A 12741-nucleotide genomic window follows, 5' to 3' on the forward strand; every position below is an offset into this window, starting at 1 on the left:
CGGTGTTTCAGGGTTTGGGCCGGTGTTGGGGCAGTCGCAGGATGATGCAGGTCCCGGGCGTGTGCTCGGCTATGTGAAGGGTGCCGTGGTGGGTGTGGGCGATCTGGCGGGCGATGGGGAGGCCGAGCCCGGTGCCCGCGGGGTCTTTGCGGCGCGCGTCGGGGCGGCGGTGGAACCGCTCGAACACGGTGTGACGTTCGGCGGCGGGGATGCCGGGCCCGTCGTCGGTGATCTGCAGGATCGCCGAGCCGTCGTCGGCGGTGAGGATGATCTCGATGCGGGTGCGGGCGTGGCGTTCGGCGTTGCTGAGCAGGTTGTCCAGCAGCCGGGCCAGCCGGACGGGTGATCCCTTCACGACGGTGTGGGGCCGCAGGTGGGCGATGACAGGGATGGCCGCCGGGCGGTGGGCGAGTTCGGTCTCGACCAGGTCGGCCAGGTCGACGGGCTCGGTCTCGGTGGGGTTCCCCGATTCCAGTTCCGCTAGTTCCAGCAGGTCGGAGACGATGTCGCCGAGGCGTTCGGCGTCGTGCAGCGCGGCCAGCAGGATGTGCCGCAGGTCGGTGTCGGGATCCGCCAGGGCGTCCTGCAGTCGGGTCTGCAGCCCGGTGATGGGGCCCTTGAGGTCGTGGGAGGTGTCGGCGACGGCCTCGCGGTGCCGGCGTAGCTGCTCATGGAGCGCTTCGGTGGTGCGGCGTTGCTGGTCCTGGGCGCGGCGGAGCCTCTGGTTGACCTCGTTCAGCTCCCGGGCCCGGTCGAACAGCTCCACTTCGATCTGCTGCATCTGCACCGCCGCGGAGCCGGCGGCGGCCGTGGGCCAGGCCGCTTTGCGCAACTGATCGACGAAGGGGGTGATCTCGTGCACCTTCTGGACGATCCAGAGGAGTTTGCCGTCTGAATCCAGGACCGGAGCGTTCACCGTGTTCCAGTACCGCTCCCGGAAGCGGCCCGGCGCCCGGGCGTCCTCCAGGTCGTAGCGCAGCATGGCGACGATGTCGGTCTCGCGTTCGGTGAGCACCCGTTCCAGCGAGGCCCGCAGCTGCGGCGGGCCCTGCCCGGACGGACCCGCGGGCACCTCCAGCTCCGGACGGCCGATCAGCTCGGCCCGGTCCAGGCCCGTGATCCTTTCGAAGGCGCGGTTCACCGCCCGGAACACCAGATCCGGCGACAGCACCACCGAGGCGGTGGGCGACGCCTCGAATATCAACCCGAAATCTATCTCCGCCATGGCCAGCCCCTTGCAAACCCCATACCCACCCCCACCTGGACATACCCGGCCTTCTCGGGTGGTCGGGGTTGTCGTCGGAGATCAGGGCGCCGGCTCGAAGTCGGGGAGGGTCAGGGCCGAGTGGGCCGGGCGTGGCTCCGCGGCGGGCATGGCGCTGAGGTCGCGCAGCCTGCTGTTGCGTTCTTCCAGGGCCTGGGCGGTGGTCGGGAAGAGTGTGGCACTGCCCTTGCCGACGAGGTCCTGATTCATGGTCACGAAATCACGGGTGGTGTGTTCGTAGGCCGCGAAGCCCGCGGCGTGGTCCCGGGCGGCCAGGGAACCGGCGAGCATGTACGCGCCGACGAGCGCGAGGCTGGTGCCCTGTCCGGTGAGGAACGAGGGCGCGTACGCGGCGTCGCCCACCAGCGCGGCCCTGCCGCTGGACCAGCGGGGCATGCGTATCTGGCCGACCCCGTCGAAGAACAGGTCATCCGCCTCGCGCATGGCGGCCAGCATGCCCGGGACCTCCCATCCCGCGTCGGCGAAGACCGTGGCGACGAGGTCCCGTTGGGCTTCCGGGTTCGTGAACGCGTCGAACGGCGGTTCCGGCTGCGCGAAGTTCAGGAAGGCGTGCACTTCGTCGCCGTCCCCCACGGCGTAGAGTGCCGCGGCCCTGCCCGGGGTGTTCCACATCACGGTCTCGTGGGAGAGCCCGAAGGTGTTGCGCATGGTGAACACTGCGAAGCAGTAGCCGAGGTAGCGGTGGAACTGCTTCTCGTGGCCGAAGAGCATCTCCCGGGTATGTGAGTGCATACCGTCGGCGCCGAACACCATGTCGAACGTGCGGCTGCCGCCCCCGCGGAAGGTGACATCGACCACGTGGTCAGACTGGTCGAGTGTTTCGATGGAGTCGCCGAACATGAACTCAACGTCGTCACGGACCGCCGCATAAAGGGCCTCTGTCAGGTCCCCGCGCCGTACCTCCAGGTCCCGTCCCGCGACACCACCGGTGACGGTGTGCGGGTTGAGCGAGACCACCTCGGCGCCGTCCCCGTCGAGGAAGGTCAGCCGACGCAGGTCGACGTGTGCGTCCCGCAGTCGTGGAAGGATCCCCATCTTCCGGACGACCTCAAGTGCGGTGCCGCGCACGTCGATGGGATAGCCACCGCTGCGAAGCGTGCCCGACTTCTCCACCACCGTGACCGCGTATCCGTACCGGTTCAGCCAGAACGCGAGGACAGGACCCGCGATGCTCGCCCCTGATATCAGTACTTCGTGTTTCGGCGCGGTGCGGATGCCGGTCGCCGGATCGGTGCGGGTCATGCCTTGGTTCCTTTGCTCATGGTGCGGACGACGAGGAGGGACAGCGCGCTGACGATGCCGGCGATGACGAAGCCGGTGACGAAGGCCGATCCGGCGGGGACGTCGGACCCCGAGGGGGTCGCGGCGGTGAGGAAGGCGCCGCTGACCTGTGCGCCCGTGGCGAAGCCCAGCACGCGGATCACCAGGACCAGGCTGGTGGCGGTGCCGGTGTTGTCGTGATCGACACTGGTGGCGGTCTTGATGACGATCGCGGTGACGCAGACACCGCTGGCCAGGGCGATCAGCGCCTTGCCCACCACGAGGTGCCACACCTCGGCGTGCACGAACGCCACGGCGACGAGTGTGGCCGCCAGGAGGCCGATCGCGGTGCTGACCGCGGCGCCGGCCCCGAACCGCCGCGCCGCGATCCCGCCGAGCGGTCCGCTGATCGCCGCCATGACGGTCCCGGGCAGCAGGTACCGCCCGATGTCGGTGGAGTCGGCCCCGAAACCGTATCCGTCACCCGAGACCGCGAACAGCTGCGGAACCATGAACATCGACACCGCGGTGCCCACGCAGACGGCGAAGGTGATCACATAGGAGCTCCAGATCGCGGGCCTGGCGAGCATGCGCAGATCGACCAGCGGTGAGGCGGCACGACGCTCGACGGCCACCCAACCGGTCACCAGTGCGGCCAGGACCACGACGAGGGCGCCGAACACCAGTGGCTGCTCGCCGATGTCGGCCGCCATCGAGAGCACGAGCATGAGCGTCAGCAGGACGCCGCTCAGAAGCACCAGGCCGGGCCAGTCGATCCCGCCGGCCGGCCGGCCCGGCGGATCGTCCGGCATCAGCCTGTGGATGGACACGGTCGCCGCGATGATCGCGAAGGTCGGGATCGCGAACATCCAGTGCCGCGACAGCCCTTCGGCGATGGGCCCGGCGATCAGCGTCCCCAGCATGCCGCCGCCCACGAACAACCCGCTGACCACCCCGATGGCGACCTGGGACTGCCCCGACGGCATGTGCCTGCGCACCAGGATGAACGACAGCGGCATCGCGCCGACCATCGCGCCCTGCAGGATCTGCCCCAGCAGCAGCACCCACAGGTTCGGCGCCAGCGCCGACACCATCCCGCCGGCCGAGACGACCGCCATCAGCCGCATCATCACCCGCTTACCGCCCCAGCGGTCCCCGAGAATCCCCGCGATGGGCGCGACGAGTGCGCCGGTGACGAGCATCACGACACTCAGCAGCGCCCCCTGGGCGGGACTGATCGACAACTCGCGCTGCAACAGCGGCAGCGTCGGGGCCACCACCGACTCCAGGGTCCCGGTGGCGGCCGCCAGCATGCCCAGGGCCCCCAGAGCGACCCTTCCGATACGGACCGGAGGTGCCAAAGTCGAGGACATGAACGTCCATACCTTTCTTCGTGGGCTGTTCGCGGTCGTTCGTGCGATCGGGACATCCGGGGATGCCGGGTGGGACTGTCATGGGTTTCGCCGCGTCGGGACCGCCGTCGCGCGGTCGGCGGGGCGAGCGGACGCGTGGCCGAGGCCGGTCACGGCCAGCACGACGAACGCCGCCGTCACCACCGCGAGGCCTTCGTGCACCTGGCACAGCGCCGCGCCGCTGACCGCTCCGGCGATGATGAGCGCGACGGCCGCGCCTCGGCGCAGCGCCCCTTGCCCGCGGGCCGCTCCCAGCCGGGAGTCCGCCGCGAGGCCGGTCAGCGTGGAGGTGACGACGACGGTGGTGACGTCCTTCACCGCCAGGTGGCGGGCCGTCGCCGCCTGGACCCCCATGGCCAGGGCGAGCGACGACGCCATCGACGCGCGGACGCCGGGGGCGCCCGCCCGGGTCGCGGCCAGGCCGAGCGCCGTGGCGGCCAGGACCAGCCCGACGCCGGCCAGCAGGCCCGTGCACCGGCGGCTCCAGCCCGAGGCGGCGGTGCGCAGCACCCGCCCGGCCATGGCCGCGCCGGCGAGAAAGGCCGCCAGCGCGGCGACCGGGCCGGCCACGGGCAGCCCCGTCCCGCCTATGGCCGCCATGCCGAGGATGACGACGTTGCCCGTCATGTTGCCCGCGAACACCTGGTCGAGGCGGAGGTATCCGACGGCGTCGACGACGCCCGTCGCGAAGGTGAGCGCGAGCATGAGACCCAGTGGCGGGACACGCCGCCGCAGCGGCCGGCCGCCGGCGCGGGTGCCGGACGCGACGCCGCTCATCGCCCCGCGGCGTAGCCCTGGGCGCCGCGCGAGTTCGCCGCCGCCTGGAGGACTCCGCTGTCCGGATCACGTGTGACGGCGGACAGCCGGCCCTGGCTCCATGGTCCGGAGACGGTCACGTCATGGCCTCGCTCACGCAGCTCGTCGATGACCGTCCCGCCCACTCGCTCCTCGGTGACCAGTCCCCTCGGCGTCCAGGTCCGCGGCCAGAACGAGCTCAGTACCGCGGTGGTGTGGAACGCGGGTGCGTCGATCGCCTCCTGCGGGTCCAGGCCGAGAGCGAGCGTGCGCACGAGGTAGAGCAGTTGCCACTGCTCCTGCTTGTCGCCCCCCGGCGAACCCAGCGCGGCCACGGGCCTGCCGTCGCGGAGCACCAGGGTCGGGGTGAGTGTCGTACGAGGCCGCCGTCCCGGCTCCAGCCGCGACGGGGCGGCCGGATCCAGCCACGCCATCTGGAGCCGCGTGCCCAGCGCGAAGCCGAGACCGGGCACGGCGGGAGAGGACTGGAGCCACCCTCCCGACGGCGTGGCGGAGATGATGTTCCCCCAGCGGTCGACGACGTCGATGTGGCAGGTGTCGCCCCGGGTCTCCCCGGTGTGCTGCACGGTGGGTTCTCCCACGCCTTCGACCCGGACGGCCTGCCGATCGGTGTCGAGCGGCGGTGTGTACGGTGTGACGCCGATGTCACCGGGCCTGAACGCGGTCGACGCGTCCCTGCCGATCAGGCCGGCGCGCTCCCTGCTGTACCGGGGGGACAGCAGACGGCGCACCACGGCCTCCGCGTCCTCCGGATCCAGATGCCCGTAGAACGCCTCCCGGTCGGCCATGGCCAGCTTCACGGCCTCGGTGATGGTGTGGATTCCCTCGGCGGTCGACGGATCGATCTGCTCATCGTCGAAGTGGTCGAGCATGGTGAGGCACTGGAGCAGCACGGGCCCCTGGGACCACAGGCCCGCCTTCGCCACCGTGGCCCCCCGGAACTCCGCGGTGACCGCGGGTTCGACGGACGGGCGGAAGTCGGCGAAGTCGGCGGCGGTGATCACTCCGGCGTGGTCCCGGCCCGAGGAATGGCGATGCGGTGTGGCCGCGAACTCGCCCACGGCGGCCGCCACGAACCCGGTCCGCCAGGTCTGCCGCGCGGAGTCGATCCGGGCGGTCCTCGTCGTGCCGGCGCCCGCGGCGCTCAGCCGGCGCAGGGTCCGGGCGTACTCGGGGTTGACGAGCGTGGCATCCGCTCGCGGGACCCGTCCTCCGGGCATCCACAGCGCGTACGACGTCGGCCAGTGCGTGCGGAAGAGATCCTCGACCGTGGCCAGGACGCGCGCCAACTGGGGGACGACCGGAACTCCGTGCTCCGCGTAGTGGATCGCGTAGGCCAGGACGCCGGCCAGTTCCCAGGTGCCGAACTCGGCGAGCAGCCAGAGCCAGGAGTCCACGGCCCCCGGGACGGCGGCGGCCAGGGCGCCCGAGCCCGGGACGTGGTCCAGTCCTTCGGCCCGGAAGTGCTCGATCGTGGCCCCCCGCGGAGCGTGCCCTTGCCCGGCCAGCACGAGCGGAGACGCGCCCGCCGCGGTCGCGAGCACGGCGACGAGATCGCCGCCCGGCCCGTTGAGATGGGGTTCGGCCACGTGCAGCACGAAGGCGCCGGCCGTCGCCGCGTCGAACGCGTTGCCGCCCCGCTCCAGGACGGACTGGGCCGTCGCGGAGGCCAGCCAGTGCGTCGACGCGCACATGCCGAAGGATCCCCGGAGCGTGGGGCGGGTCTTGTGGGGTGGATTGTCGGTCCGTGATGGCTGTTGACCGGCCATGTCTGTCACATCCCATGGTCAGGGCACGTGGTGGGCGGCGTGGTGGGCGGCGAGGACGTCCCCGCCGAAGTCGGTGTCCGGGTCCCGCCACACGGCGTGGGCGTGGTTGGCGCCGCGGTGGACGTTGGTCCACTCGACGAGCAACCGCGGCCCCTGCAGGCGGTAGTAGTGCGGCTCGCCCGCCGCTGTGGACCCGGCCCAGGCGAGGTGCACGGCGTCCAGCGCCGCCGGGTCGTCATAGCGGGGCAGCGCGGACACCTCTTCCGGGACGCGGCCGAGGTAGGTGCCGAGCAGGGCCCGCAGCAACTCCCGCTGCGCGGCGTCGAGTTCGACGCCCGGAACGCCCTTGGGCGTCGAGGCGAGGTCCAGCGCCCGCTGGTCCGCGCCGTCGAGGCCGGTTGCCGGGTCCTCGGCACGGTCCGGGACGTGCGGGCCGGGGCGCCAGAGTTCGCCGCGCTTCCTCACGCGGCCGTCGACCCGGGCGCCGTTGCCCGTCACGATGTCGTTCGGGGGGCGCGCCAGCAGCACCGCGCGTGCGGCGAGCTCGGGACGCAGGGACCGCACCAGCTCGCGGGCCAGATCCTCGGCCGCCCCCAGCGGGCGCAGCGACGCGCCCCCCAGTAGCGGCGACGCGGCCGGGTCGGCGCCCAGAAAGCACGGCGTGGTGGCGGCGACGCGCCCGTCCACCACGAGGTTGTTGAGCGAGACATGGTGGCCGCCGAACCGCCATCCCCACGGCAGCGGCCCGCCGGGCTCGCCGAAGACCCGCAGGTAGTACATGCCGGGGTCGCGGGTGCGTTCCCGCCCCCAGTTCACGGAGAAGCCTTCGGTGCGGTCGAGTACGTTCTCCAGGCCGAGCACGGTGGCGACGGTGGTGTACCCGGCTTCGGAAAGGCCGCTCGCGACCAGCCGCATCATCAGCCGGTGCTGGGCGGGGCGCTGCTGGTGGAAGGTGAGGCCGCCATGGTCGGTGGGGGTGTAGAACCAGCGGGTGCGCTCGGCTTCGGCCTCGCCGCGGGCTCCCGGCCGCGGCCCGGCCGCCAGCGTGCGCTGGTCCGCGTCCAGAGAGGCGAGCCACGCCCGGGCCGCCTCGGCCATCCGGTCCGCGACCTCACGGCCGGCGCGGCTCACTCCGCGGTCACCCCGAGGAACTCGCGCACCCAGAGGGCGATCTCGTCCGCGAACTCCATCCCGACCGCGTGCCGCCCGCCCTCGATCGACCGCAGTTCGGCGTTCGGCATCCGCTGCTCCATCATGACGGCGCCGGGGTAGGGCGCCAGCTGGTCCTCCGTGCCGTGCACGATCAGGGTGGGCGCGGTGATCTCCCCGAGGCGGTCCCGGATCTCGTGCTCCCGGGCGGCGGCGTGGCGGCGGGCGCGCTGCTCGGGGTCACGGGTCATGAGCGTCTGGGCGGCCCGGGTGCCGATCCTGGCCCTGCCTTCGGGCGTGACGAAGTAGTCGTCGACCGCGTCCCGCATGTCGCCGTAGGACAGGTTCAGCAGCTTGTTGATCGCGTCGGCCCCCAGCGCGAAGCTCGGCGTGGTGGCGATCAGGACGAGGGACTCGACGCGCTCGGGATGCCGGAGCGCGGCGTGCTGCGCGACGGCGCCGCCGAAGGAGGTGCCCAGCAGGTGCGCACTCCGCAGTCCCAGCGCGTCCAGCAGGTCGGCGACGTCATCGCCGAGGTCGCCCAGCGTGTACGGAACGGGCGGGTTCACGGTGATCCCGGAATCGCGTTGATCGTAGGAGATCGCCCGTATCCCCGCGCCGAGGTGCGCGCGGAGTGTCGCGTACGCGGTGCGGTCGCCCTCGCCGCCGTGAATGAGGACGAGCGGCACACCGCTGCCGCGATCGATGTACCCGACGTCGAGCCCACCCGCCCGGATGGTGGAACTGTCGGCGGGTTCGCGCTCCTGCCGCTGCGCTGCCACTACGGACCTCCCTGTCGCCAGAGGTGCGAGACTGTCATCCGAATTGAGAGAATCGTATCACATTAATCTCGCCGCGCCTCGTGCCAGAAGGAGGCGATCCCATGACACGGGAGACCCGAGGTGCGTGCGAGCGGGGGCCTCACGGCTACTGCGTGGAACGGTCCCGGCCGCGCAGCGTCTTCCCGAAAGCCCGGGCGGGCGGCGAGCGATGCGCCGGCGGTGCCGGGCCGGCCGCCGTGGCCGAGGTCCCGGCACCGATCACAACGGCGGCCGTGCGCCGACCAGCATCGTCACCGGTGGCGGCACATACGGGACCCCGCGGCCAGGCGCCGGACCGGTCGGAAATGGGCTGCCACGCGCCGACGTCGGGGCGGGATCAGCCTGCCCGCGCCCATCCGCGCAGCGCGCCGCCGTAGGCCTCGGTCAGCCGGGTCACGACCTCCCGGCGGGACAGGTCCGTCTCCTGCAGCAGGTCCTGGATCTCTCGCGGATCGAAGATCATGTTCGCGAGGAACAGGGCGTACTCGATCATGTCGTCCGGGAGGCCGATGTCGTCGAGCAGCCCTCGCACCGGCCCGGTCCAGGCTTCCCGCGTCGCGGCGATGATCTCGTTCCCGGCGTGGAGCCGCTCCAGGTAGCCCCGCCGGGACCGGAGCCGCACCAGCGCCGGGCCGTGCTCGGCGAGCAGGTCCATCCACTTGTCCACGACGGAGTCGAACAGCGGACGCCCTTCCGCGGTCGACGCCGCGCTGAAGTCGCGGAGTTCCTCGACGACGCTGAGCACATAGGCCGCGAGCACGTCCTCTATCGAGGAGTAGTAGCGGTAGGCGGTGGCGGGGCCGATCTCCGCGCGGGTCGCGACCGCCTGCATGGTGAGCTGATCGGGCGCTTCCCGGGCGAGGTCGCCGACGGCCTCAAGGAGGCGCCGGCGGTTGCGGCGGGTGTCACTGCGCAGCTTGCGCCCCCCGCGCGCGGCGGCCTGCTGATCGGTCACAGGCTCCCCTCGCCCTCGACTGAGTACAGGCGAAGGGTATCGCCCTCCGGGCGGCTCGCCTTGGCCCGCACGGACATCCGCGGTGCGAAGCACACCCGCCCGGCCTCGTCAGGATCGCGCATCGCCGAGGTGACGGACGATACGGGCCAGCCCGGTCCGCAGGTCGTTCTCGGCGGCCGCGAACGAGATCCGGACGTGTCCCTCGCCCGACGGCCCGTACTCGGCGCCGGCCCGGACCATGACCTTCCGCTCGGCGAGTTCGCGGACGACCGTCTCCGAGGGCAGGTCGGCGTCGTAGCGAAGGAACCCGTAGAACGCTCCTTCCGGCGGAACCAGGTGCAGACCGGGAACACCGGACAGGTGGTCGACCACGAGTTCGCGCCGCTGCCGGTACGTGTCGACCATGGCGTCGACGACGCCGTCCGGCAGGTCGAGGGCGGCGAGGGCCGCGTGCTGGACCGCCGTGTTCAACGAGCCGTTGTAAGTCCGGTGCGCGTGCGCCGCCGCGTCGACCACCTCGCGCGGACCGGTCAGGTACCCCACCCGCCAGCCGGTCATCGCGTACGTCTTGGAGAACGTCTGCACGTACACGGTCCGGTCTCGCAGCGATGCGATCTCCAGCGCGGAGGTCAGCGCGTGCCCCGGGTAGACCAGCCGGTGGTACGCCTCATCGCTGACGACCACGACGTCGGAGCCGTCGAGGAGCTTCCCGAGGGCCTCCAGCTCCTCCTCGCGGTGCACGATGCCGGTCGGGTTCGACGGGTTCGAGAAGATCATCATCGCGGCCCCGGGCAGCGCGGCGGCCAGCGCGTCGAGGTCCCAGTGCAGGTCCGGGGCGAGCGGGACGAAATCCACCGTCCCCCCGGCGAAGACGACCAGGTCGGCGTACAGCGAGTAGGCGGGCTCCGGGACGACCACGCGGTCGCCGGGGCCGATCGTCGCGAGCACCACGGCCGCGAGCGCGGCGGTCGCGCCGTGGGTGACCACGATGTCGTCCGCGGTCCACGTCCGGCCGGGGTGCGCCGGCAGTCCGGCCGCGAGCGCGGCGCGCAGCTCCCACAGGCCCTTCTGGTCGGCGTAGTGGGTGTGCCCCTCGCGCAGGGCAGCCACCGCGGCCTCGATCACCGGCGGCGGCGTCGGGAGGTCCGGCTCGCCCATGGCGAGGGAGACGGCCCCCGGCGGGGCCGGGGCGAGGGCCGGGCGCCGCGAGAAGCGGCGCAGTTCCGCGATCCGGAAGGCGGACGGCAGGGCGGTCATCGGGCCACCCCCGCCCGGCCGGAGCGCGCGGTGAGGATGCGCTGCCGGAGCGCCTCCTCCTTCTCGCCGATCCCGTCGACCGCGTCCGCGACCTCCTGCACGCGGTGCCGTGGCACGACGACGACGCCGTCGGCGTCGCCGACGAGCACGTCGCCCGCCTCCACCACCACCCCGCCGACCGCCACCGGGGCTCCGACGGCGCCGGGCCCGTCCTTGAAGGGCCCGGCCGGGGTGACCGCCCGCGCGTAGACGGCCAGGCCCATCTCGGACAGCGCCCGGACATCGCGGACGGCCCCGTCGACGACCGCGCCGACGACCCCGGCGTTCAGCATGATCTCGCCGATGAGGTCGCCGATCAGCGCACGGGTCATGTCCCCGTGTCCGTTCACGACCAGGACGTCGCCCGGCCGGGCCTCGTCGAGCGCCCGGTGGACGGCCAGGTTGTCACCCGACCGCACGTCCACCGTCAGGGCGTTTCCGAGGAGCGCGGCGTGCTCGGTGAACAGCCGGATGCCGCCGTCCATGACGGTCATCCGCTGCAGCGCGTCGCCGACGTTGGCGGCCGGCACCTCCCCCAGACGGCGACTCCGCACCGCCGCCGCGCGGTCCCAGCTCGGAGCGACGAACACGCGGTCCGTCGCCGCAACGATGAACACGATGGGACTCCCCTACTAAATGAGGCAACTATCTCATATAAGAGAACCACAACTCCAGGGTGTCCGGCTACACCCCCCAACCGCCGAACGACTCAACGAGCCGAGAGTGAGGGCTGCGCAAGCTGGCGAAAACGATTATCATTTCTAGCCTCCCCAGATGAGGAGTTCCATGGAGCGCCGGCATCACGTCGCGGTCATAGGCGGCGGTATCGCGGGATTGCCCGCGGCGATCGCACTGGCCGGGCATGCCCGGCGGGTGACCGTCGTCGGGCGGGACGCGGTGGCCGTCACCGACGAGTTGTACGCGGCCGGCGCGGTGCCGCTGCGCACCCCCTACGACCACGTGTGGCTCAGCCCGGCGGGCTGGTGCCACCGCTTCGCGCCGTCGCGCACGGTGCCGTCGGCGAGCCGGGAGCTCGTGGAGTGGGTGGTCCGCCGCCGCGCGGAAAGCCTCCCGGGCATCCGGATGCGTGACCGGCTGGAGGTCACCGGCCTGCGCGCGGACGGTGCGGGGATCACCGAGGTCACCGTCGTGCGGCGTGACGGCGGGACCACCGAGGTCGCCGCAGACCTGGTGGTGGACACGTCGGGGCGCCGCTCCAGGACACCTGAGTGGCTGGCCTCGCTCGACTGCGACGATGCGGAGACCACGCTCGTCGACTCGCGCGCGGGATACGCCAGCCGCTGTTACGCGATGCCCGCGGACTTCGGCGACGCGTGGCGGGTGATCTCGGTCCAGCCGGGGCCCTCGCAACCGCTTCGCGGAGGTGCGCTGGTGCCGGTCGAGGGCGGCCGCCGGCTGGTGTCGCTGTACGGCTGCCTCGATGACCACCCACCGACGGATGAAGAGGGCTTCCCGGCCTTCGCCGCGTGGCCGCGGGCCTGCTGGTGGTGGGCGAGGCCACATGCGCGCTCAACCCGGTCTACGCGCAAGGCATGTCGGTCGCCGCGATGAGCGCCCACCGGCTGCGCGATCTGCTCCATGAGGGCGTCGATGACTGCGCCACGCTGCAGAAGGAGATGGCCGCGGGCAACGATCGGGCTCGCACCCGAACTGACGGCGCGACTCGCCCAGGGCTCGGCTCGTCCACCGGCCGCCCGGCCGTGACGATGCGCGCCCGTGCTCATCGGGCGGGGCCAGCCGAAGCCCGGGAGACCCTGGACCGGGCACGGACGCGGCGCGCATCCGGTTCGCCGGACACCCCTTCCCGCGTCCCCGCGTCGTGGCTTCGACCGGGACCTCGCCGCGCAGTGCGGACCGGACCCGTTCGATCTGGTGGTCGCCGTGAACGCGGCGCACAACGCCTCGCATACAGGGACGCTGTCGGACGTGTCCGGGAGTCACTGGCGCCCGGCGGTGC

Annotated in this window: 11 protein-coding genes; 1 reads left to right on the forward strand and 10 read right to left on the reverse strand. The window is 72.2% G+C overall.

The window, feature by feature from the left end; translation table 11 throughout:
- Positions 1 to 7: 7 nt before the first annotated feature.
- The 10 genes from BM339_RS35755 to BM339_RS35800 form a co-directional block, all read right to left on the reverse strand.
- On the reverse strand, positions 8 to 1225 hold the full coding sequence (locus BM339_RS35755; RefSeq protein ID WP_083598343.1) for a sensor histidine kinase: 1218 nt from the start codon (positions 1223 to 1225) through the stop codon (positions 8 to 10).
- An 81-nt stretch (positions 1226 to 1306) separates the two neighbouring features.
- A complete protein-coding gene (locus BM339_RS35760) occupies positions 1307 to 2527 on the reverse strand; it encodes an FAD-dependent monooxygenase (protein ID WP_075023754.1) in 1221 nt (406 codons plus the stop codon).
- Positions 2524 to 3858: an MFS transporter gene (locus BM339_RS35765; RefSeq protein ID WP_218163844.1), complete on the reverse strand. Its 1335-nt coding sequence runs from the start codon at positions 3856 to 3858 to the stop codon at positions 2524 to 2526. The genes BM339_RS35760 and BM339_RS35765 overlap by 4 nt, the downstream gene beginning before the upstream one ends.
- A 138-nt stretch (positions 3859 to 3996) precedes the next feature.
- The gene (locus tag BM339_RS35770) at positions 3997 to 4734 is read right to left on the reverse strand and encodes a YoaK family protein (protein ID WP_083598344.1); all 738 of its coding nucleotides are present in this window, start codon (positions 4732 to 4734) and stop codon (positions 3997 to 3999) included.
- A complete protein-coding gene (locus tag BM339_RS35775) occupies positions 4731 to 6467 on the reverse strand; it encodes a gamma-glutamyltransferase family protein (protein WP_244938887.1) in 1737 nt (578 codons plus the stop codon). Before BM339_RS35775 ends, BM339_RS35770 begins: the two co-directional genes overlap by 4 nt.
- A gap of 93 nt (positions 6468 to 6560) precedes the next feature.
- Complete coding sequence (locus BM339_RS35780) at positions 6561 to 7673, reverse strand: DUF3500 domain-containing protein (RefSeq protein WP_075023757.1); 1113 nt, start codon at positions 7671 to 7673, stop codon at positions 6561 to 6563.
- Positions 7670 to 8473: an alpha/beta fold hydrolase gene (locus BM339_RS35785; protein WP_021597987.1), complete on the reverse strand. Its 804-nt coding sequence runs from the start codon at positions 8471 to 8473 to the stop codon at positions 7670 to 7672. The genes BM339_RS35780 and BM339_RS35785 overlap by 4 nt, the downstream gene beginning before the upstream one ends.
- Positions 8474 to 8849: 376 nt before the next feature.
- The gene (locus BM339_RS35790) at positions 8850 to 9467 is read right to left on the reverse strand and encodes a TetR/AcrR family transcriptional regulator (protein WP_075023758.1); all 618 of its coding nucleotides are present in this window, start codon (positions 9465 to 9467) and stop codon (positions 8850 to 8852) included.
- Positions 9468 to 9575: 108 nt separating this feature from the next.
- Positions 9576 to 10724: a pyridoxal phosphate-dependent aminotransferase gene (locus BM339_RS35795; protein ID WP_075023759.1), complete on the reverse strand. Its 1149-nt coding sequence runs from the start codon at positions 10722 to 10724 to the stop codon at positions 9576 to 9578.
- Positions 10721 to 11380 (reverse strand): RraA family protein, encoded by a 660-nt coding sequence (locus tag BM339_RS35800; protein ID WP_021597984.1) that lies wholly within the window; start codon positions 11378 to 11380, stop codon positions 10721 to 10723. Before BM339_RS35800 ends, BM339_RS35795 begins: the two co-directional genes overlap by 4 nt.
- 157 nt (positions 11381 to 11537) lie before the next feature.
- Here BM339_RS35800 and BM339_RS35805 point away from each other — a divergent pair, with 157 nt between their 5' ends.
- Positions 11538 to 12335, forward strand: coding sequence for an FAD-dependent oxidoreductase (locus BM339_RS35805; protein WP_143118740.1), 798 nt, complete (start codon positions 11538 to 11540; stop codon positions 12333 to 12335).
- The last annotated feature ends 406 nt before the right edge of the window (positions 12336 to 12741 follow it).

This window comes from Actinomadura madurae (assembly GCF_900115095.1).
GTDB lineage: Bacteria > Actinomycetota > Actinomycetes > Streptosporangiales > Streptosporangiaceae > Spirillospora > Spirillospora madurae.